This window comes from Vibrio sp. 1288, assembly GCF_033344475.1.
Genome location: NZ_JAWPOX010000014.1, coordinates 1 through 20447 on the forward strand (window position 1 = coordinate 1; position 20447 = coordinate 20447).

Sequence of the window (20447 nt, forward strand, 5' to 3'; positions counted from 1 at the left end):
TACGGCCAAGAGCAAGAAATCAACATCAGCGCAAAAGCGGGTGACGATATCGAAGAGCTTGCGACTTACATTAACGGCCAAACTGACCTAGTGAAAGCCTCTGTAGACCAAGACGGTAAACTGCAAATCTTCGCTGGCAACAACAAAGTTGAGGGCGAGGTCGAGTTTTCAGGCGGTCTATCTGGTGAACTAGGTTTGGGCGAAGGTAAAAAAGTAACGGTAGATACTATCGACGTAACCTCAGTTGGTGGCGCACAAGAATCTGTTGCTATCATCGATGCAGCACTGAAATACGTAGACAGCCACCGCGCAGAGCTAGGTGCATTCCAGAACCGTTTCAACCACGCAATCAGCAACTTGGACAACATTAACGAGAACGTGAATGCGTCGAAGAGCCGTATCAAAGATACAGATTTCGCGAAAGAAACGACGGCAATGACCAAGTCACAAATTCTATCGCAAGCGTCAAGCTCAATCCTTGCGCAAGCGAAACAAGCGCCAAACTCAGCGCTAAGTCTGCTAGGTTAATTTCAAACCTAAGACGAGAACCTCATTGGCTCGTGGTGAGAGATGAGCGAGTAAACCCAGCTTCGGCTGGGTTTTTTTCTGTCTTTTGGGGCCCCAGGATTTCTGCGAATCACGACATTAGAGCTTCATCACATTTCAGTAAGCCAAAGAAAATAATCGCAAAAAATTGAAAATTTCTTCTAAAGGATATTCATCGGTCGCCGTTAAAGGGACTGAGAGAAATGAGATGTACCTAAGTGAGGTGAGAGACACGACGGTACATTCACTAAAGCCTTAAGGAGATCAATTATGGCGATTAACGTTAATACTAACGTTTCTGCGATGACTGCACAGCGTTACCTAAACCAGGCAGCTGACGGTCAACAAAAATCAATGGAGCGTTTGTCTTCGGGTTATAAAATCAATAGCGCGAAAGACGATGCTGCAGGTCTACAGATTTCAAACCGCTTGAATGCACAAAGCCGTGGCCTAGACATGGCAGTGAAAAACGCAAACGACGGTATTTCTATTGCACAGGTTGCTGAAGGTGCAATGAATGAATCTACCAACATCCTACAACGTATGCGTGATCTTTCGCTTCAATCTGCGAACGGTTCTAACTCAAAAGCAGAACGTGTAGCGATCCAAGAAGAAGTAACAGCGCTAAACGACGAGCTAAACCGTATTGCTGAAACTACCTCTTTCGGTGGTAACAAGCTTCTAAACGGTACTTACGGTACTCAATCTTTCCAAATCGGTGCGGACTCAGGTGAAGCAGTGATGCTTTCTATGGGTAACCTACGCTCAGACACTTCAGCAATGGGTGGTAAGAGCTACGCAGCAGAAGAGGGTAAAGACGCATCTTGGACTGTTGGTGAGAAAACAGAGTTCAAAATGAGCTACACCAACAAGCAGGGTGAAGAGAAAGAGCTATCAATCAGCGCTAAGCAAGGCGATGATATTGAGCAGCTAGCGACATACATCAACGGTCAAAACGATGATGTAAAAGCCTCTGTTGGCGAAGATGGCAAACTACAAGTATTTGCTTCTTCTCAAAAAGTTGAAGGTGATGTTGAGTTTTCTGGCAACCTAGCAGACGAGATCGGCTTTGGTGGCCCGAAAGACGTAACAGTGAAAGACATCGACGTAACCACAGTAGCTGGCTCTCAAGAAGCAGTAGCGGTTATCGACGGTGCTCTTAAGTCCGTAGACAGCCAACGAGCTTCACTCGGTGCTTTCCAAAACCGCTTCAACCACGCAATCAGCAACCTAGACAACATTAACGAGAACGTTAACGCGTCTAAAAGCCGTATTAAAGATACTGATTACGCGAAGGAAACCACTGCGATGACTAAGTCGCAAATTCTTCAGCAAGCAAGTACTTCAATCCTGGCTCAAGCGAAGCAGTCTCCATCTGCAGCGCTAAGCTTGTTGGGCTAAGTGGTAAACCCAGCCTGAGGTCAACACCTTAGTGCTGGGGCACCAAAGCGATAGATTCTATCGTTAGCCCATAAGGTGGAAGGGAGATTGTAATGGATATATCCTCCTACGCATCGAACATCCAGCCTTACGGCACGCCAAATGGCACAAAGTTTGCAAATAAAAATGGCAATGATATAGGCACGTCTAGCCCAGCAAATTCAAATGGTGAGATTTCGCCGCAAAAAGCGAAAAACACCGAATACGACTTCTCTGTTCAAGCTGCGCTCGAGATGGCTGAAAGCCGTCAAGAACTGAACAAAGAAGAACGTGAAAAATTGGTCGCGCAAATGAATGAATTTGTCACGTCCATAAACAAAGGAGTCGCATTTCGAGTGGATGAAGAATCCGGACGAGATGTGGTGACGATTTATGAAGCCAATACCGGTGACGTGATTCGTCAAATTCCTGATGAAGAAATGCTAGTGGTATTGCGTCGCCTAGCTGAGCACACAGCCAACAGCGGGTTGTTGACTGAAAAAGTGTAAGTCGTTTTTAGAGGTGATTTGATGAGTTTAGGCCCTTTGGGGATGTCTGGCGGCATGGATATTAATTCCATGGTCAGCAAAATTGTGGATGCCGAACGCGTACCAAAGCAGCAACGCATCGACAACGAACGCACGACAATTAATGCCAGTATCAGTGCTTACGGGCGACTCAGAGAATCATTGGATACGATGAAAAATCTCATGGCGAACTTTCGTCAGGAGAAAGCATTTGCCGTTCGCACCGTCGAAACGACCAATGACAATATTGTATCTGCCACGGCAACCACAGATGCTATCGCTGGCAAATATGCTATCGATGTGTTGCAGCTTGCTCAGAGCCATAAAGTCGCTTCTGACGTATTGCCAGAAGACGCAAAATTTGGCCCTGGTAAGCTGCAGATTTCGCTTGGTGATGAGCGTTTTAATATCGATGTTCGTTCCCGATCTAAGCTCATCGATGTCGTACGTGGCATCAATGGCGCTAAAGATAACCCTGGCGTTCGTGCATCTCTTATTAACGACGTCGAAGGTCCACGCCTTATCCTTGCTTCTAACCTCTCTGGTAAGGATCATCAAATCAGAGTCAGTGTGGAGGCAGAAAAAGGCAACCCTCTTAAATATTTCGAATACCAAACACTTGAAGACCGCGTCAACGCGCTTGAAGAAGCTCGTTCAGCGGCGGAAGATGTCTTAGGTCCTCTTAAATTTCCGGAACAACCAGCAGAAGAGCTGGATGCAAACGGCAATCCTCTACCTCCAGAAGAGCAAAAAGCGGCAGACGATGTACAAGATGATGCATCGCAAGCGCCAATCTCTGCGGCGGGTGCAGAAGCAGCCAAAGCTGGTCAAGAAGCCATTGATGAAGCCAACCGACGCGCGAGTTTACGCCCTGAAGACAGAATTCCAGGGTGGACAGAAACTGCGTCAGGTACTTTGTTGGACTCTTATGAAGAACCAGAGCTCGAACTCGACGAAAAGGCAATAGAGAAGGCACCAGATGTACCAGGCTGGAATAATGCCGCATCGGGCACCCTAACCGATTCTTACGTTACGACGAAAGAGGCTAAGCAGCTTCTTGAGCAAGAAAAAGCGGAAATCGAGCAAAAAATTGCGAGTGAAAAGCAAGCGTTAGACGAAAAAGTGGCACGTGGTGAACTTTCCGAAGCGCAAGCTAAGCAAATTCATCGCGCTAAACTTGATCCTCAAGAACGTGAGCGTCTGGAAAAAATTGATGAAGCAGAAGCGAAAATCGCAAAGGCACAATCTGCTTTTGAACAATACCTTGGAATGACAGAAGTACAAGCAGGGCAAGATTCAGAAGTTCTGCTTGATGGCGTGGCAAAGCTATCTAGCCACAACAATGTGATTGAAGATGCGATCGAAGGTGTTGATTTAACACTAAAAGGCAAATCAGAACCGAATAAACCGCCTGCTGAAATTGGTGTCGAGTACGACCGTCAAAGTGTACGCAACGATATCGAAAACTTTGTGGCAGCGTATAACTCGTTTTATCAAACCTCCCAAGCGTTGGCGAGTGTGGATCCGGTAACTGGTCAAAAAGGGCCGTTGTCAGGTGACAGCACCGTACGCAGTGCAGATTCACGATTAAAATCGGTCTTTTCTACTCGAATCGATAAGGCGCCTGAAAACCTAAAGTCCTTAACAGAATTTGGCATTACGACCACACGTCAAGGCACCCTAGAAATCAACTATGACATGCTAGATCGCCAGTTGAACAATAACTTCAACGAGTTAGAAAAGTTCTTCGGTGGCAACACAGGTTTTGCTAAACGAGTAGAAGATGCGATTCACGGTATCACAGGTATTACAGGCAGTATTCGTACTCGAGAAAAAAGTCTCACAGAACAAAACTACCGTTTGAGTGACGATCAAGCGGCATTAGATCGCCGCATGGAAAGCCTAGAGAAGCGTACTCATGCGAAGTTTACCGCGATGCAAGATGCGACCGGTAAAATGCAAGGCCAGTTAGGCGCTTTGATGAGTGCGTTGGGTTAATAAATGCAAAAAGAACTCATGGAAATTAGTGATATAGATCAACTAATTACGCAAGAATTAGAAAAAATTGATTTTAATGCTGAAGAAATTCTTCGCTTGGTCGATATCAGGGAACGGTTATTGCAAAACCTGTTACCAATTATTCATCAAAATCCTTTGGTTAAGCAGGATGCAGAGTGGCAAGCATTGCTAACTCGTACCAAAAGAATTGTCGAGCTGATGCAATCGGAAACGTCAAAGGTCGGAAAAGAGCTCCATAAGTTTCGTTATGGCCAGCGTTCACTTCAGCAGTACAAAAAATTTATTTAAAAGAGGATTACTATGCGCGGTTCTTTGCAAGCATACAAAAAGGTATCAGTCGACAGCCAGCTTAGCGCGGCTTCTCCGCACAAAGTCATTCAAATGCTTATGGCTGGTGCGATTGAGCGCCTTATTCAAGGTAAAGCAGCCATGCAAGCAGGCAATATTCCAGCAAAAGGTGAGCGCTTGGGTAAAGCGTTAGACATCATTATCGCGCTACGCAGCTGTCTATCTATGGATGACGGTGGTGATATTGCTTCAAACTTAGATTCACTGTATGAGTTTATGATCACGCAAATTTCTGCTGCTAACCATCAAAATGAGCCTCAGCTGATCGACGACGTTATCGACATTATCCGTGAGATCAAGTCCGCTTGGGACCAAATCCCAACAGAGTTTCATAATCTTACCGCTGCTGAAGTTGGTATTTAATAGTCAAAACAATGCGTTAAGATACTAGACGAATATATTTGTCAATTGCGCAACGAGTTGTGTAGCAAAGTTTCTATCAAGCTCACACCTCTCCATTGCTTGGTTGCCTTATTTTTATATTCAAATAAAATAGAAGCCATTAGTAGCCTTAATGGCTTTTTTGTTGCTGATTTTCCTATTTTGTCTATCGTAAATTGAGTGTGGTGGTTCTGCCTTCTTTAGCACCCAATTGCGCAAATCAAGGTTTGGCCGCAACGCACCTAAAATAAAGGCAATCATTCTTACTTATGCATGGTTTGGCAAAGCTGCTTGTAATTGATGATGACGCATCAAGTCGTTTAAATTTAAGCAATATATTGGAATTTGTTGGAGAAAATTGCGAAGCGGTCAGTTCTGATCAGCTCAGCGATGTTGATTGGTCTAGCGTATGGTCGTGCTGTATTGTTGGTAATATTCCAGCAGGTCAAGCGGCGAGTACGGTTATCTCTCATTTAAACAGCGCTTACCACATCCCTCTTCTAGTCATGGGCCGTTTTCCTTTGCCTGTTGATGATCTTCCAAATTTTGTTGGTGAACTAGAGCTGCCGCTTAATTACCCACAGCTTAGTGAAGCGTTACGCCACTGCAAAGATTTTCTGGGGCGAAAAGGAGTGAATGTTGTTGCTAGTGCACGCAAAAACACGCTTTTTCGCAGCTTAGTTGGTCAAAGTAGAGGTATTCAAGAAGTTCGACACCTGATTGAACAAGTATCAAACACGGAAGCAAACGTGTTGATCTTAGGTGAGTCCGGTACAGGTAAAGAAGTTGTTGCGCGTAACATCCACTATCATTCTTCATACCGCGATGGCGCATTTGTACCTATTAACTGTGGTGCAATACCGCCTGAGCTCCTAGAAAGCGAATTATTTGGTCACGAAAAAGGCGCGTTTACTGGTGCGTTAACTGCCCGTAAAGGTCGATTTGAGCTCGCAGACGGTGGCACTATCTTTCTTGATGAGATTGGCGATATGCCAATGTCGATGCAAGTAAAGTTGCTTCGTGTATTGCAAGAACGCTGCTTTGAACGTGTAGGTGGCAATAGTACCATCAAGGTAAATGTTCGAGTTGTGGCGGCGACACACCGTAATCTAGAAAATATGATTGAAGAAGGTACGTTCCGAGAAGACTTGTTCTATCGTCTGAACGTGTTTCCAATTGAGATGCCAGCGCTGAAAGAGCGCAAACAAGATATACCATTGCTGCTGCAAGAACTGATGACACGTTTAGAGGCGGAAGGCGGACAACCTATCTGCTTTACACCTCGTGCAATCAACTCACTGATGGAGCATAACTGGCCGGGCAACGTACGCGAGTTGGCTAATCTTGTTGAGCGAATGATTATTCTGTATCCAAATAGCTTGGTGGATGTAAACCATCTACCAACCAAATATCGCTACAGTGACATCCCAGAGTTCCAACCAGAGAGCAATCCATTTGTTTCGGTGGAAGAGCAAGAGCGTGATGTATTCCAAGATATCTTCTCTGAAGATTTTAGCTTTGAAGATCAAGACGACCTTGATCACAGCATGAACGCCCCGCAAGCGCTGCCACCGGAAGGGGTTAATTTGAAAGAGCTGCTGGCTGATTTAGAAGTTAATATGATCAGCCAAGCATTAGAAGCGCAGGGTGGTGTTGTAGCAAGAGCGGCCGACATGCTGGGTATGCGACGTACTACGCTGGTGGAAAAAATGCGTAAGTACAACTTACAGCGCTAGGTAAAGTGAAGTTTTTTAAGACGATATCTGAATTATCACTTGTGCTAGTTAACATCGTTTTTCTGGCATCCAAAACCGTTACCTCTGAGTGTCAACTTATTGTCGATGGCTTAACGTCCTGATAAATATAAAAAATAGCTTGGTACGCTAATTGCTTACCAAGCTATTTTAGTTTTAGCGGCGATATTTCGACAGGCAGTAATGGATAACAACACCAATCAATCCCATTTAGATTCCGTAGAGAATCAGGTTGAGCGCTACAAACAGGTGCTCGATGTGATGCCTGCTGGAGTGATTTTGCTCGATACGTACGGAGTAGTGCGTGAAGCAAATCCAGAAGCGCACCGAATTCTTGAGATTCCACTGGTTAACGAAAAATGGTTCAACGTTATTCAGGCGGTGTTTGACCCACGTGAAGATGATGGCCATGAAGTTTCCCTGCGGAATGGCCGTAAAGTTCGACTCGCCATCTCGGCGTCCACAACAGGTCAATTGATCCTGATTACCGATTTAACCGAAACCCGTTTACTTCAAGCTCGTGTCAGTGATTTACAGCGCTTATCGTCGTTAGGACGTATGGTTGCGTCGCTTGCTCACCAAGTAAGAACGCCGCTGTCGAGCGCTATGTTATATGCATCTCCAGAAGCGCACCGAATTCTTGAGATTCCACTGGTTAACGAAAAATGGTTCAACGTTATTCAGGCGGTGTTTGACCCACGTGAAGATGATGGCCATGAAGTTTCCCTGCGGAATGGCCGTAAAGTTCGACTCGCCATCTCGGCGTCCACAACAGGTCAATTGATCCTGATTACCGATTTAACCGAAACCCGTTTACTTCAAGCTCGTGTCAGTGATTTACAGCGCTTATCGTCGTTAGGACGTATGGTTGCGTCGCTTGCTCACCAAGTAAGAACGCCGCTGTCGAGCGCTATGTTATATGCATCCAATTTGGGAGCGCCAAATCTTCCTCCAGCGACAAAAGATCGCTTCCAAACCAAATTAATGGATCGACTGCACGATTTGGAAAAGCAGGTTAATGATATGCTGCTTTTTGCTAAAGGTGGTGATAATAAAGTCATTAAGCCATTCACGATTGCCCAGTTGGTAGCGGAATATCAGCCGATGGTCGAAACCGCGCTAAAAAACAACAGTATTGATTACTGCCTAGAAGTTGAAGAAGAACAAACTGAGCTACTAGGCAATGCGAACGCCATTGCATCTGCATTAAGTAATCTGGTCATGAATGCGATTCAAATGTCTGGTAAAGAATCGCAAGTCGATATTTTTTTCCGCCCGGTAAATGGTGAGTTACGCATTTCTGTGCAAGACAGCGGACCGGGTGTGCCCGAAGAACTGCAAGCCAAAATCATGGAGCCATTTTTTACCACACGTTCTCAAGGAACTGGATTAGGGTTGGCAGTTGTTCAAATGGTTTGCCGTGCCCATGACGGTCGATTGGAACTTATTTCAGAGCAGGGTGATGGAGCCTGCTTCACCATGTGCATTCCGCTAGAGCGAGTGCAAACAGAAGCGCAATAAGCGGCTTTTGGTAATAACAATTTCTGGAGAATCATAATGGCGCAAAGCAAAGTGCTGATCGTAGAAGACGATGAAGGTCTTCGTGAAGCCCTAGTCGATACTCTGGCTCTGGCAGGGTATGAGTGGTTGGAAGCGGACTGTGCTGAAGATGCACTGTTAAAGCTGAAATCGAATACGGTTGATATCGTCGTTTCTGATGTGCAAATGGCGGGTATGGGTGGCTTAGCTCTGCTCAAAAGCATCAAGCAGAATTGGCCTAACTTACCAGTATTGCTAATGACGGCGTACGCCAACATTGAAGATGCCGTGTCTGCAATGAAAGATGGCGCGATCGACTACATGGCGAAACCATTTGCACCAGAAGTGTTGCTAAATATGGTCAGTCGTTATGCACCGATAAAAAGTGATGACAACGGTGACGCTATCGTTGCTGATGAGAAAAGTCTACGTTTACTCGCGTTGGCCGATAAAGTGGCACGTACAGATGCGAATGTTATGGTGCTAGGTCCGAGTGGCTCAGGTAAAGAAGTGATGTCGCGCTATATTCACAACGCGTCAAATCGTAAAAATGGTCCTTTTGTCGCAATTAACTGTGCCGCGATTCCTGACAATATGCTCGAAGCAACACTGTTTGGCTATGAAAAGGGCGCATTTACTGGTGCTGTTCAGGCATGCCCAGGAAAGTTTGAACAAGCACAAGGTGGCACAATCTTGCTTGATGAAATCAGCGAAATGGACTTGAACCTGCAAGCGAAGTTATTGCGTGTTTTGCAAGAGCGAGAAGTAGAGCGCCTAGGTAGTCGCAAAAGCATCAAGTTAGATGTTCGTGTGTTAGCGACGAGTAACCGTGATCTTAAGCAATACGTGTCAGAAGGAAACTTCAGAGAGGACTTATATTACCGCCTGAATGTATTCCCAATTGCGTGGCCTGCACTTAAAGAACGTAAAGGCGATATTGCACCGCTTGCCAAGCATCTTGCTGAGCGTCATTGCAGCAAAATGGGCATGCCAGTGCCTCAATTCTCGACCGTTGCGTTAGAAAAACTATTGCAATACCCTTGGCCGGGTAATGTTCGTGAATTGGATAACGTGGTTCAACGAGCGCTGATATTAAGTGAAAATGGCGACATCGATGCTGAGCACATTTTGCTTGAGGGCGTAGATTGGCAAGATGCCAATAGCTTACAACACGTGGTGCAAAATGCAGATATGGTCGTGCCCAATGTTAAGCCAGTTGCGCAAGCTGAGAATGTCAGCCGCCCCGTAACTGGTGGAGAAGGCTTAGGCAGCGAGCTGCGCGATCAAGAATACGCCATTATTTTAGAGACTTTGGTTGAGTGTAATGGTCGACGCAAAGAAATGGCGGAGAAACTGGGTATAAGCCCTCGAACCTTGCGCTATAAGCTTGCCAAAATGCGTGATGCTGGTATAGATATCCCGAATTAACACAGACAACGGCCATAAGACAAAAAGTGTAAGTAAATTGATTGCTAATGTCTTATGGCACGTTAATTGCTGTGTCAATAATCAGTTTTGTTAATAGTCAATCTTTTGGCTTAGAGGTGCTAATGAAAATTGATGGTATTCAGGCAGAAATGCGCGCCATGATGGTAGAAGCAACCAATACGGCTCCTACTGCAAGTGGGGCGAAAGTTGGAGCGGATTTTAACGATCTCCTAACTAAAGCCATCAATAACGTGAACACACTTCAAAAAGCATCTGGTGATTTACAAACCCGTTTTGATCGTGGTGATGCCGATGTATCCCTTTCTGACGTTATGATCGCTCGTAACAAGTCTAGTGTCGCTTTTGATGCGACGGTTCAAATTCGCAATAAACTCGTTGAGGCATATAAAGACCTCATGAACATGCCAGTGTAATTTAGGTAATAAGTGTGGCAGACAAGTCTACAGATTTAACCGTCACTGAAGGCGGCTCAGATGGTGCACTGGTAGCAAGTTCCGATGTGGATGTGGAGAGTCAAAATCCAGATCTAGAGGAGCGCAGTGCGTCAAAATTCGATATGGCAGTGGGCGACCTCGATTTACTTCGTCAGGTTGTGCTTGTGCTGTCGATATCCATCTGTGTTGCATTGATCGTGATGCTGTTCTTTTGGGTCAAAGAACCGGAGATGCGCCCACTTGGTGCGTATGAGACCGAAGAATTGATCCCCGTTCTGGATTATCTGGACCAGCAGAAAATCAATTATAAGCTTGATGGCAATACTGTTTCTGTTGAATCGAGTGAGTACAACTCGATCAAACTTGGCATGGTTCGTTCCGGCGTTAACCAAGCTACAGAAGCAGGCGATGATATTTTGCTGCAAGACATGGGTTTTGGTGTTTCACAACGTCTCGAGCAAGAGCGTCTCAAACTCAGTCGAGAGCGCCAATTGGCTCAAGCAATTGAAGAAATGAAGCAAGTTCGCAAAGCACGAGTGTTATTGGCACTGCCAAAGCACAGCGTATTTGTGCGTCATAACCAAGAAGCGTCTGCGTCGGTATTTTTGACATTGTCGACAGGCACGAACCTTAAGCAGCAAGAAGTGGATTCTATTGTCGACATGGTAGCGAGTGCCGTGCCGGGAATGAAAACTTCTCGAATTACCGTCACAGATCAGCATGGCCGCTTACTCAGCTCAGGCTCCCAAGATCCTGCTTCTGCGGCGCGACGCAAAGAACAAGAATTAGAACGCAACCAAGAACAAGCGCTGCGCGAAAAAATTGATTCCGTACTATTACCGATTTTAGGTTATGGCAACTATACGGCGCAGGTTGACATCCAAATGGATTTCAGTGCGGTTGAACAAACTCGCAAACGCTTTGATCCGAACACCCCTGCGACCCGCAGTGAGTACGCACTCGAAGATTACAATAACGGTAACATGGTAGCGGGTATTCCGGGTGCGTTGAGTAATCAGCCTCCAGCGGATGCCTCAATTCCGCAAGATGTGGCTCAAATGAAAGATGGTTCTGTCATGGGGCAGGGGTCAGTTCGTAAAGAGTCCACGCGTAACTTTGAGCTAGATACCACCATCAGCCACGAGCGAAAGCAGACCGGGACGGTGGCTCGTCAGACCGTTTCTGTTGCGATTAAAGACCGTCGTCAAGTTAACCCTGATACGGGTGAAGTGACTTATACCCCAATGTCCGAATCTGAAATCAATGCCATTCGCCAAGTATTAATTGGCACTGTTGGCTTTGATCAAGGCCGTGGCGATTTGCTGAATGTATTGAGTGTAAAGTTTGCTGAGCCAGAGGCTGAGCAGCTAGAAGAACCACCAATTTGGGAGCACCCTAACTTCAGTGATTGGGTTCGTTGGTTCGCAAGTGCATTAGTGATTATTGTGGTTGTGTTGGTTCTGGTTCGCCCAGCAATGAAGAAATTGCTTAACCCTACCAGCGATGATGAAGACGAAATGTACGGACCAGACGGCTTGCCGATTGGTGCGGATGGTGAAACTAGCTTGATTGGCAGTGACATCGAAAGCAGCGAACTGTTCGAGTTTGGCTCAAGTATTGATTTGCCAAACCTTCATAAAGATGAAGATGTATTGAAAGCGGTTCGCGCTCTGGTTGCGAATGAACCTGAACTGGCTGCTCAAGTAGTGAAAAACTGGATGAATGACAATGGCTAACGATATCGTACCTCAAGATGACAACGCCGCGGGAATGCCAGTAGAGCTGGATGTTTCAACCATTACTGGCGAAGAAAAAGCGGCAATTTTGCTACTGAGCCTTAATGAACAAGATGCAGCTGGCATTATCCGTCACCTAGAACCAAAACAGGTTCAGCGTGTTGGTAGTGCGATGGCTCGCGCGAAGGATCTCAGCCAAGACAAGGTATCTGCTGTTCATCGTGCGTTTTTGGAGGATATCCAGAAATACACCAACATTGGTATGGGCAGCGAAGACTTTATGCGTAATGCACTGGTTGCCGCTCTTGGTGAAGACAAAGCCAACAACTTAGTTGACCAGATCCTACTTGGTACGGGCTCAAAAGGTTTGGATTCTTTGAAATGGATGGACCCACGCCAAGTGGCGAGCATTATTGTCAATGAACACCCACAGATTCAAACTATCGTATTGTCTTATTTAGAAGCAGACCAATCTGCAGAGATTTTGTCTCAGTTCCCTGAGCGCGTGCGTTTGGATCTGATGATGCGTATTGCCAACCTTGAAGAAGTTCAGCCATCAGCATTGGCAGAGCTGAACGAAATCATGGAGAAACAGTTCGCGGGTCAAGCGGGTGCACAAGCAGCCAAAATTGGCGGCCTGAAAGCAGCAGCGGAGATCATGAACTACCTAGACAACAACGTCGAAGGTTTGTTGATGGAACAAATTCGCGATCAGGACGAAGACATGGCGACGCAAATCCAAGACCTAATGTTTGTCTTCGAAAACTTAGTCGAAGTGGACGACCAAGGTATTCAGAAGTTGCTGCGTGACGTACCACAAGACGTGTTGCAAAAAGCACTCAAAGGTGCAGATGACTCGTTACGTGAGAAAGTCTTCAAGAACATGTCTAAACGTGCTGCTGATATGATGCGTGATGACATAGAAGCGATGCCGCCAGTACGAGTGGCAGATGTAGAAGCCGCTCAGAAAGAAATCTTAGCAATTGCCCGTCGAATGGCGGATGCTGGTGAGCTCATGTTGTCTGGCGGTGCTGACGAATTCTTATAATTTCTATTGCTTCGCAATTATCCTATTGCGGAGCACCCTCACTTCTTAATCGAACACACAATAGGTAACCCATGGCTGGCGATAGAAAACGTGGATTTATCCGTCCTGATGAAGATGATTCGATGATCGAACCTCAACGTTGGGGGCTGCCTGATTATGGCGAGCCTAAAGCCAAACAAGCAAAACAAACCGCGTTCAACTATGACCCGGGATGGGTGCCGAATTTTGATGAGCCTGAAGAAGAGCAGCCACTTGCGCTAACCGAAGAGCAAATTGAACTGATTAAGCAAGGTGCTTATCAAGAAGGCTTACATCAAGGTCAGGAAGCTGGCTTTAAGCAAGGTTACGACAAAGGTAAAGAAGAAGGGTTGCAAGCCGGCCATGCTGAAGGTCTCGAGCTCGGAAAAGCTGAAGGGGTAACTGCAGGGCAAGAATACATTCAGCAGCAAGTTGAAACTTTTATGAACTTGGCCAATCAGTTTGCTCAACCTTTGGAGTTGATGAATGCTCAGGTTGAAAAGCAGCTGGTGGATATGGTGCTCTGCTTAGTTAAAGAAGTGGTGCACGTTGAAGTACAAACCAACCCTCAAATTATTTTAGATACAGTGAAGCAGTCGGTTGAAGTGCTACCAATATCAGGCCACCCTATTACCTTGCACCTGAATCCAGAAGATGTCGCGATTATTCGTTCAGCTTATGGTGAAGAAGACCTTGATTGTCGCAACTGGACGTTAGTTGCTGAACCATCGCTCAATCGAGGTGACGTCCAGATTGAAGCCGGTGAATCAAGCATTAATTATCGCATGGAAGAACGCGTCAAAAGCGTATTGCACAGCTTTTGTGGCGCAAACCGTCATCAAGAGGGTGAGTAATCCATGCAAGCACTCGCTGACCGCTTAAAAAGCTACAAAGTTGAAGGCCTTACGACGCGCCCTGTCGCCTCTGGCAAACTGGTGCGTGTGGTTGGGTTAACGTTGGAAGCGACTGGCTGTCGCGCACCAATTGGCAGTTTATGCTTAGTGGAAACCATGTCAGGTCAGATGGAAGCCGAGGTTGTCGGCTTTTCAGGTGACAACCTATTTTTAATGCCAAGCGAACAAATTACGGGCATTTTACCTGGCGCGAGAGTCACCCCTTTAACCAGTGACGCTGGTTTACCCGTCGGCATGGAGTTACTTGGGCGCGTGATAGACGGGGTTGGGAATCCACTTGATGGACTTGGCCCTTTGTATACCGATCACCGTGCCTCTTTTAATGCCGAACCAATCAACCCGTTGGCTCGAAAGCCAATTTCTGAACCGCTCGATGTTGGCCTAAAAGCCATCAATGGTTTGTTGACGGTTGGTAAAGGTCAGCGTATCGGTCTGTTTGCAGGTTCTGGTGTGGGTAAATCGGTCACGCTTGGCATGATGACGCGAGGCACCACCGCACAGGTTGTGGTCGTCGGCCTGATAGGTGAGCGTGGACGTGAAGTTAAAGAGTTCATCGAAGAGATCTTGGGTGAGGACGGTCGTCGCCGCTCAGTGGTGGTCGCGGCGCCTGCCGATGCTTCACCTCTAATGCGCTTAAAGGGGTGCCAAACGGCATTAACGATTGCTGAATACTTCAGGGACCAAGGGTTAGATGTTCTGCTATTGATGGACTCGTTGACTCGTTTTGCACAAGCACAGCGTGAAATCGCACTTTCTGTTGGTGAGCCGCCAGCGACGAAAGGTTACCCGCCTTCTGTATTTGCCAAGCTGCCAGCGCTGGTCGAGCGAGCGGGTAATGGAAGTGCCGAACAAGGCTCGATTACGGCGTTCTTTACCGTGTTGACCGAAGGGGATGATTTGCAAGATCCGATAGCGGATGCATCGCGAGCCATTCTTGATGGCCATATTGTACTTTCTCGTGAAATGGCGGATGCAGGCCATTATCCGGCGATTGATGTCGAGAAGTCGGTGAGCCGTGTTATGCCGCAAATCACGACTGAAGAGCACGTTTTGATGTCAAAAGCGGTGCGACAGGTCTTGTCTATTTGTCGCAAGAATCAAGATTTGGTCTCGATTGGAGCGTACAAACCGGGTACCGATCCTGCTATTGATGGCGCATTTACTTTGAAACCGAAGTTAGATGAATACTTGCAGCAGAGCATGAAAGAATCGGTGCCATACGATATGTGCGTCAATATGCTTAGAAACATTTTGGGTGGGTGATAGCGCATGAATAATGCGATGGAGTTTCTACTTGAGCAAACTAAGGATCGTGAAGACCAAGCTGTGCTTGCACTGAACAAAGCGCGTTCTGAACTCGAAGATTATTACCGTCAGGTTGAACAAATTGAAAAGTATCGGCTTGATTATTGCCAGCAACTCGTCGACCGTGGTCAGGCGGGCCTAACGGCAAGTCAATATGGACACTTAAATCGATTCCTTACCCAGCTAGATGAAACTTTATCTAAGCAAAAGCAAGCAGAAAGTCATTTCAAAGAGCAGGTTGAAAACTGTAAAGAATATTGGTTAACCGTGCGTAAAGAACGCAAATCCTATGAGTGGATGATAGACAAACGCGAAAAAGAGAAACAACTTGCTGAAGCTAAGCGCGAACAAAAGCAAATGGACGAGTTTTCCACCTTACTTTACAGTCGAAAACCACATCGTTTCTAAACGTTATCGGTTCGATATTGCATTACGGTGTTGCAGCTGACTACATCTCTACCGATTCAAGTAAGGTAACTTTGATTGAGTCTTGTTCAATTAACTCAAACACCTTCGGTCGAATCTCGCGAACCCACCACTCGTTGTATGTTTTTTCGTAGAGAGCCTGGCGTGCTTGTTCATTGTCGAACTCTCTAAGCCAAACAAAATAGTCATGTCCATCATCACCAGTGTGGACGTAAGTATTCAGTACACGCATGCCTTGTGAACGTTGATAGGGCAACAGTTCTTCCTTCATCCAACTTAGCCACTGTTCTGTTTTGCCTGCTCTGATTCTATATTGGCGTAATTCTGTGATCTTCAAAGTGATTCCTTAATTGTTAAGTCAAATGTCTGTTTACGCTTATCGTTTTTCAAAGTCAATCAAGTAGCTGTACATCATGTTAGGAACCAGGTTCTCGGATAGTACTGTTGATGTTTGTTCCATAAACATGCCATCTATTAGCTTACCGAGAATTGGCTCAATATTGTGGTGTGATTTTTGCATTTTAGCTGTTAGTGTCGGGTCTTTTTGACCTTTGTTTGCCGCCAGTATTGCTGTCTGTCAGCGATACGCTCAGAGCCACGAGAACGAGAGTTTCTAAATGAGTGTGAATTTGTCCCATGTATCTGCGACTACCAAGACGCCAGTTTCTGATGTGTCCGCTAAAGCGTCCGCAGAGAGCACTGAAAGCAAGGGATTTTTAGAAACGTTAACCGATGCGTTTGCTGGTAAACAAAAGCCCGAAAAAGTAGCAACAGAATCGACAGTGGTTGAAGAAAAAGAAAGAGCGGATGTAGGCAGTACTTCTTCTGCTAACGTCTCGGACGAATTGTTGGCGCAAGAAAGCCAAGGATCCGTCAGTGACGGGACCCATGATTTTGATGAAATATCAGCAAACAAACCGAATGCAACCTTAAGTGAAGAAGTAAGTTTACAAAAGGCGAGTAACAGCACACCTTTGGAGCATGATGTTGAAGCTATTGAAAAAGTGAAATCAACATCAATTGATACGAGTAACCCATCAAATACAATGGACGTAAAAAGCACGATGGGCGAAGGACAACAGCTTCTTGGTCGAATTGAACAAGCGAATCAAACCCTGAATGCGAGTAATGCATCCATCGATAGTGGCAAAGTTTTGCCTCAGAGCGCGAATTTAGTGCATTCGTTCCACGAGCAAGCAACCGTTTCGACACACCTTGATGAGCTTGCTTTGAATGAAACGCCATCAGTTCATTCGCTTGAACAAGCACAGATGATCCCAGGACAAGACTTAGAGCCAATTTTAGATAAGAATGGTCAACCTATCGATGTCGACAAACTTTCGCCTGAGTTTGCTGCTTGGCAAGAGCTAGCGAAACAAGCCAGCCATCCGACGGCTAAGAGCGCAGTCAGTGGTGAAGTAGCTAATGATCTGTCGCCGTTGTTAACAGACGTTGATGGTTCCAACATCGACGCGCTTCCACGAGTATCCTTGGATGAACTTGAAGTTATAGATACTAAGTTGGCGCAAGGAAAACCACTGACTCAGCAAGAAGCTCAGATCATTGAAGGGTTGAAACAAGGAAGGATCACGGCGGATATTCCTGATCAAGACCTTGCCCAATTTGTTGCGCTCCCTAATGACATTAAACAGATTCTCGCAGAGCAACAAGTACAACATAATTTAACTCGCCAGGCTGGACCTATGGCAGTGTCTCAGCAAATCCAGCATACAGCGGCTCAAGTACCCCAGCCACAAACTGCTCATAGTGGAGAAAAAGTCGCATTATCTCCAACGCCTGATACGTTGATAGCCGCGCAAGTGCCGACGTCGCTTCAAGGTGTGAAAGACGGAGAGATTAGCCAGAAAGTGATGAACGCAGCATTGGAGACTGGTGCGCTAAAGGCGACTGCGGATAAACAAGATAAGCCGGACCTCCAACATGGCTTCGCTGGACAACTTCAGGCTATGGCAGGTCAGCAAGGAATTAATGTGCAGCAACAAGCGCGTATTGATGCTGCACAACAAGCTCAGCTTCCGTTGCAACTAACTAAAGAGCTAGCCAACGAGCAAGTTGCGGAAAAAGTGCAAATGATGATGTCGAAGAATCTGAAAAATCTCGATATTCGTCTTGATCCACCAGAGTTAGGTCGTATGCAAATTCGTATGACCATGAATAACGACGTTGCCAATGTACATTTTACAGTGAACAACCCGCAAGCTCGTGACATTATTGAACAGACGCTCCCTCGTTTGAGAGAAATGCTAGCGCAACAAGGTATGCAGCTGGCTGATTCTTCCGTCCAGCAACAAAACAGCGGGCAACAGCAAGGTAGGTATACTGCTGAACAACATGGTCAAAGCGCGCAAAGTGGCGGTTTTTCTGGACAGTCCGAAGAGGGTTTTGAATCTGATGTCAATCTGGATTTGAATGTCGCTTCAAAGCGTGATGGAATTAGTTTTTACGCATAAAAGGCCGTTTAACGGCAATGGCATACGGTTACCAAGCAACTCACTAAAACGTCTTGGTAACTCAAAAGAACAATAAGAGACAAGAATGGCAGAAGAACAGTTACAAGGGGCCGATGCGCCGAAAGGAAAAAGCAAGTTACTTATCATCATCATCGCTGTTGTAGTATTACTACTTGGTGGCGGGGCAGCGGCATTTTTTCTAATGGGCTCTGATGAACCTGCTCAGGCTGAATCGTCTCAACAGGCTCAAGTGAAGGCATCGGATGCTGCGCCCATCGCGTATGTGAATCTTCCTCAGGCATTTGTATTTAACGTTACTGGGGATAGCCGCGATAGGTTGGTTCAAATTAAAGCGCAGTTAATGGTTCGCGGTGCAGAAAATGAAGAGTTGGCGCGGTATCATTCGCCACTGATTGAAAGCTCTATGCTATCAACGTTTGCTTCCGCGACGGTTGATCAATTGCGCTCTCCTACAGGACGAGTGGAATTGCGCGATCGTGCTTCCGAAGATATCAAAGCAGCGCTGAATGCTGCGGTCGGTAAGCCAGTGATTGAAAAAGTACTGTTTACAGATTTTGTTATTCAATAGGTAAAACGTGACCGATCTATTAAGCCAAGACGAAATTGATGCGCTATTGCATGGGGTTGACGATGTTGATGACGTCGATGAACCGATAGAAAACGACACTGAGGGCGCCGTCAATTTTGATTTCTCGTCGCAAGACAGAATCGTACGTGGTCGAATGCCGACGCTCGAACTTATCAACGAGCGCTTCGCACGGCACATGCGTATTAGTCTGTTTAATATGCTGCGTAAAACGGCAGAGGTGTCGATCAATGGCGTGCAGATGATGAAGTTTGGTGAATACCAGAACACATTGTACGTGCCAACCAGTTTGAACATGGTGCGTTTTCGTCCGTTAAAAGGCACTGCGTTGATCACCATGGAGGCTCGTTTAGTCTTTATTCTGGTAGAAAACTTCTTTGGCGGTGATGGTCGATTCCACGCCAAAATAGAAGGCCGTGAATTTACCCCAACGGAACGCCGCATCATTCAGTTGTTACTGAAAATTGTATTTGAAGATTATAAAGAAGCGTGGTCGCCAGTGATGGGGGTAGAGTTCGAATATCTCGACTCTGAAGTAAACCCAAGTATGGCAAACATTGTCAGCCCGACAGAAGTGATTGTCGTGAGTTCCTTCCATATAGAAGTTGACGGCGGTGGCGGCGATTTTCATGTCGTTATGCCTTACTCCATGGTTGAGCCTATCCGTGAACTATTGGATGCAGGTGTTCAGTCCGACAAGATGGAAACGGACGTTCGCTGGAGCTCAGCACTACGTGAAGAGATCATGGATTGTCCGGTTAACTTCCGCGTGAACTTGCTCGAAAAAGACATTTCTTTGCGTGATCTCATGGAGCTGCAACCGGGCGATATCATCCCGATTGAAATGCCAGAACATGCGACGATGTTTGTAGAAGACCTACCGACCTATCGCGTAAAAATGGGTCGTTCGGAAGACAAATTAGCGGTGCAAATTTCTGAGGAAATTGAGCGCCCACATGTCGTCAAAACAGATTTAGCTTTCTTAGGTAAAGACATCATGTCCGAGCTTGAGAGTGAAGACGATATAGACCATTAAGATACCTTATTAAACAGACATGCTATGGCATGAGTTAGGCGTAACACAGGATAGAAAAATGGAACCAAGTGACGATCAAAAGCTAGCAGACGAATGGGCAGCCGCTCTTGGCGAAGACCCGTCTGCCCCTTCTGTAGACGTAGATGAAGTATTGGCTGCGCCACTGGAAGAGCTAAAAGACACTTCAAGCCCAATTAGCGAAGATGAGCGTCGTAAACTCGACACTATTATGGATATCCCGGTGACGATTTCGATGGAAGTCGGTCGTTCTCAAATTAGCATTCGGAACCTGTTGCAGCTTAACCAAGGTTCGGTTGTTGAGTTGGATCGTCTAGCCGGTGAGTCGCTCGACGTATTGGTTAACGGTACTTTGATTGCTCACGGCGAAGTCGTGGTCGTCAACGATAAGTTTGGTATCCGTTTGACGGATGTGATCAGCCAAACTGAACGAATTAAGAAGCTGCGTTAAG

The 20447-nt window shown here is 46.1% G+C and carries 21 protein-coding genes; 19 read left to right on the plus strand and 2 right to left on the minus strand.

What is annotated here, in order from left to right; all coding sequences use genetic code 11:
* The 15 genes from R8O11_RS12120 to fliJ form a co-directional block, all read left to right on the plus strand.
* Window positions 1-528 (plus strand): flagellin (locus R8O11_RS12120; RefSeq protein WP_206946719.1); only part of this gene is annotated, 528 nt, incomplete at its 5' end.
* Window positions 529-816: 288 nt separating this feature from the next.
* The gene (locus R8O11_RS12125) at window positions 817-1947 is read left to right on the plus strand and encodes a flagellin (RefSeq protein ID WP_005380449.1); all 1131 of its coding nucleotides are present in this window, start codon (window positions 817-819) and stop codon (window positions 1945-1947) included.
* Window positions 1948-2039: 92 nt separating this feature from the next.
* Entirely contained in the window at window positions 2040-2474 is a 435-nt protein-coding gene (flaG, locus tag R8O11_RS12130; RefSeq protein WP_005380451.1) for a flagellar protein FlaG, read from the plus strand.
* A gap of 21 nt (window positions 2475-2495) precedes the next feature.
* Entirely contained in the window at window positions 2496-4490 is a 1995-nt protein-coding gene (gene fliD / locus R8O11_RS12135; protein ID WP_005384492.1) for a flagellar filament capping protein FliD, read from the plus strand.
* Between the two features lie 3 nt (window positions 4491-4493).
* Window positions 4494-4799 carry a flagellar protein FliT gene (locus R8O11_RS12140; RefSeq protein WP_005380456.1) on the plus strand — a complete coding sequence of 102 codons (306 nt, stop codon included), beginning with the start codon at window positions 4494-4496 and terminating at the stop codon, window positions 4797-4799.
* 12 nt (window positions 4800-4811) lie between these two features.
* The gene (fliS, locus tag R8O11_RS12145) at window positions 4812-5222 is read left to right on the plus strand and encodes a flagellar export chaperone FliS (protein WP_005380457.1); all 411 of its coding nucleotides are present in this window, start codon (window positions 4812-4814) and stop codon (window positions 5220-5222) included.
* A gap of 287 nt (window positions 5223-5509) precedes the next feature.
* Window positions 5510-6976, plus strand: coding sequence for a sigma-54 dependent transcriptional regulator (locus R8O11_RS12150; RefSeq protein WP_005384490.1), 1467 nt, complete (start codon window positions 5510-5512; stop codon window positions 6974-6976).
* Between the two features lie 201 nt (window positions 6977-7177).
* Window positions 7178-8515, plus strand: a complete 1338-nt coding sequence (locus tag R8O11_RS12155; protein ID WP_318194189.1) for an ATP-binding protein — start codon at window positions 7178-7180, stop codon at window positions 8513-8515.
* A gap of 36 nt (window positions 8516-8551) precedes the next feature.
* Window positions 8552-9961, plus strand: coding sequence for a sigma-54-dependent transcriptional regulator (locus tag R8O11_RS12160; RefSeq protein WP_053304425.1), 1410 nt, complete (start codon window positions 8552-8554; stop codon window positions 9959-9961).
* A gap of 122 nt (window positions 9962-10083) precedes the next feature.
* A complete protein-coding gene (fliE, locus tag R8O11_RS12165) occupies window positions 10084-10395 on the plus strand; it encodes a flagellar hook-basal body complex protein FliE (RefSeq protein ID WP_005384482.1) in 312 nt (103 codons plus the stop codon).
* Between the two features lie 14 nt (window positions 10396-10409).
* Window positions 10410-12152: a flagellar basal-body MS-ring/collar protein FliF gene (gene fliF, locus R8O11_RS12170; protein WP_053306693.1), complete on the plus strand. Its 1743-nt coding sequence runs from the start codon at window positions 10410-10412 to the stop codon at window positions 12150-12152.
* A complete protein-coding gene (fliG, locus tag R8O11_RS12175) occupies window positions 12145-13200 on the plus strand; it encodes a flagellar motor switch protein FliG (protein ID WP_005380470.1) in 1056 nt (351 codons plus the stop codon). Before fliF ends, fliG begins: the two co-directional genes overlap by 8 nt.
* A 71-nt stretch (window positions 13201-13271) precedes the next feature.
* Window positions 13272-14072 (plus strand): flagellar assembly protein FliH, encoded by an 801-nt coding sequence (fliH, locus tag R8O11_RS12180; protein ID WP_225491504.1) that lies wholly within the window; start codon window positions 13272-13274, stop codon window positions 14070-14072.
* Window positions 14073-14075: 3 nt separating this feature from the next.
* Window positions 14076-15395 (plus strand): flagellar protein export ATPase FliI, encoded by a 1320-nt coding sequence (gene fliI / locus R8O11_RS12185; protein WP_005384474.1) that lies wholly within the window; start codon window positions 14076-14078, stop codon window positions 15393-15395.
* A gap of 6 nt (window positions 15396-15401) precedes the next feature.
* Window positions 15402-15845, plus strand: a complete 444-nt coding sequence (gene fliJ, locus R8O11_RS12190) for a flagellar export protein FliJ (RefSeq protein WP_005380474.1) — start codon at window positions 15402-15404, stop codon at window positions 15843-15845.
* Between the two features lie 40 nt (window positions 15846-15885).
* On the opposite strand, the gene R8O11_RS12195 is transcribed toward fliJ, so the two are convergent.
* Both R8O11_RS12195 and R8O11_RS12200 read right to left on the minus strand, forming a co-directional pair.
* Complete coding sequence (locus R8O11_RS12195; RefSeq protein ID WP_005380475.1) at window positions 15886-16200, minus strand: NIPSNAP family protein; 315 nt, start codon at window positions 16198-16200, stop codon at window positions 15886-15888.
* Window positions 16201-16239: 39 nt separating this feature from the next.
* Window positions 16240-16383, minus strand: coding sequence for a hypothetical protein (locus tag R8O11_RS12200; protein ID WP_005394314.1), 144 nt, complete (start codon window positions 16381-16383; stop codon window positions 16240-16242).
* A gap of 97 nt (window positions 16384-16480) precedes the next feature.
* Between R8O11_RS12200 and R8O11_RS12205 the strand changes: the two genes are divergently transcribed.
* The 4 genes from R8O11_RS12205 to fliN all read left to right on the plus strand — a co-directional run bounded on the left by R8O11_RS12205 (window position 16481) and on the right by fliN (window position 20446).
* Complete coding sequence (locus R8O11_RS12205; protein WP_225491503.1) at window positions 16481-18334, plus strand: flagellar hook-length control protein FliK; 1854 nt, start codon at window positions 16481-16483, stop codon at window positions 18332-18334.
* Between the two features lie 85 nt (window positions 18335-18419).
* Window positions 18420-18923, plus strand: coding sequence for a flagellar basal body-associated protein FliL (gene fliL / locus R8O11_RS12210; protein WP_005380477.1), 504 nt, complete (start codon window positions 18420-18422; stop codon window positions 18921-18923).
* 7 nt (window positions 18924-18930) lie between these two features.
* Window positions 18931-19977: a flagellar motor switch protein FliM gene (fliM, locus tag R8O11_RS12215; protein ID WP_005380478.1), complete on the plus strand. Its 1047-nt coding sequence runs from the start codon at window positions 18931-18933 to the stop codon at window positions 19975-19977.
* Window positions 19978-20035: 58 nt separating this feature from the next.
* Window positions 20036-20446 carry a flagellar motor switch protein FliN gene (fliN, locus tag R8O11_RS12220; protein WP_005380479.1) on the plus strand — a complete coding sequence of 137 codons (411 nt, stop codon included), beginning with the start codon at window positions 20036-20038 and terminating at the stop codon, window positions 20444-20446.
* The last annotated feature ends 1 nt before the right edge of the window (window position 20447 follow it).

Excerpts from the sequence above, each read along its gene's own strand:
- R8O11_RS12160 (WP_053304425.1), top strand. The coding sequence starts at position 8,552 with ATGGCGCAAAGCAAAGTGCTGATCGTAGAAGACGATGAAGGTCTTCGT.
- fliJ (WP_005380474.1), top strand. The coding sequence starts at position 15,402 with ATGAATAATGCGATGGAGTTTCTACTTGAGCAAACTAAGGATCGTGAA.
- R8O11_RS12155 (WP_318194189.1), top strand. The coding sequence starts at position 7,178 with ATGGATAACAACACCAATCAATCCCATTTAGATTCCGTAGAGAATCAG.
- R8O11_RS12140 (WP_005380456.1), top strand. The coding sequence starts at position 4,494 with ATGCAAAAAGAACTCATGGAAATTAGTGATATAGATCAACTAATTACG.
- R8O11_RS12205 (WP_225491503.1), top strand. The coding sequence starts at position 16,481 with ATGAGTGTGAATTTGTCCCATGTATCTGCGACTACCAAGACGCCAGTT.
- fliH (WP_225491504.1), top strand. The coding sequence starts at position 13,272 with ATGGCTGGCGATAGAAAACGTGGATTTATCCGTCCTGATGAAGATGAT.
- fliS (WP_005380457.1), top strand. The coding sequence starts at position 4,812 with ATGCGCGGTTCTTTGCAAGCATACAAAAAGGTATCAGTCGACAGCCAG.
- R8O11_RS12150 (WP_005384490.1), top strand. The coding sequence starts at position 5,510 with ATGCATGGTTTGGCAAAGCTGCTTGTAATTGATGATGACGCATCAAGT.
- fliD (WP_005384492.1), top strand. The coding sequence starts at position 2,496 with ATGAGTTTAGGCCCTTTGGGGATGTCTGGCGGCATGGATATTAATTCC.
- flaG (WP_005380451.1), top strand. The coding sequence starts at position 2,040 with ATGGATATATCCTCCTACGCATCGAACATCCAGCCTTACGGCACGCCA.
- R8O11_RS12125 (WP_005380449.1), top strand. The coding sequence starts at position 817 with ATGGCGATTAACGTTAATACTAACGTTTCTGCGATGACTGCACAGCGT.
- fliG (WP_005380470.1), top strand. The coding sequence starts at position 12,145 with ATGGCTAACGATATCGTACCTCAAGATGACAACGCCGCGGGAATGCCA.
- R8O11_RS12200 (WP_005394314.1), bottom strand. The coding sequence starts at position 16,383 with ATGCAAAAATCACACCACAATATTGAGCCAATTCTCGGTAAGCTAATA.
- fliI (WP_005384474.1), top strand. The coding sequence starts at position 14,076 with ATGCAAGCACTCGCTGACCGCTTAAAAAGCTACAAAGTTGAAGGCCTT.
- fliL (WP_005380477.1), top strand. The coding sequence starts at position 18,420 with ATGGCAGAAGAACAGTTACAAGGGGCCGATGCGCCGAAAGGAAAAAGC.
- fliE (WP_005384482.1), top strand. The coding sequence starts at position 10,084 with ATGAAAATTGATGGTATTCAGGCAGAAATGCGCGCCATGATGGTAGAA.
- fliN (WP_005380479.1), top strand. The coding sequence starts at position 20,036 with ATGGAACCAAGTGACGATCAAAAGCTAGCAGACGAATGGGCAGCCGCT.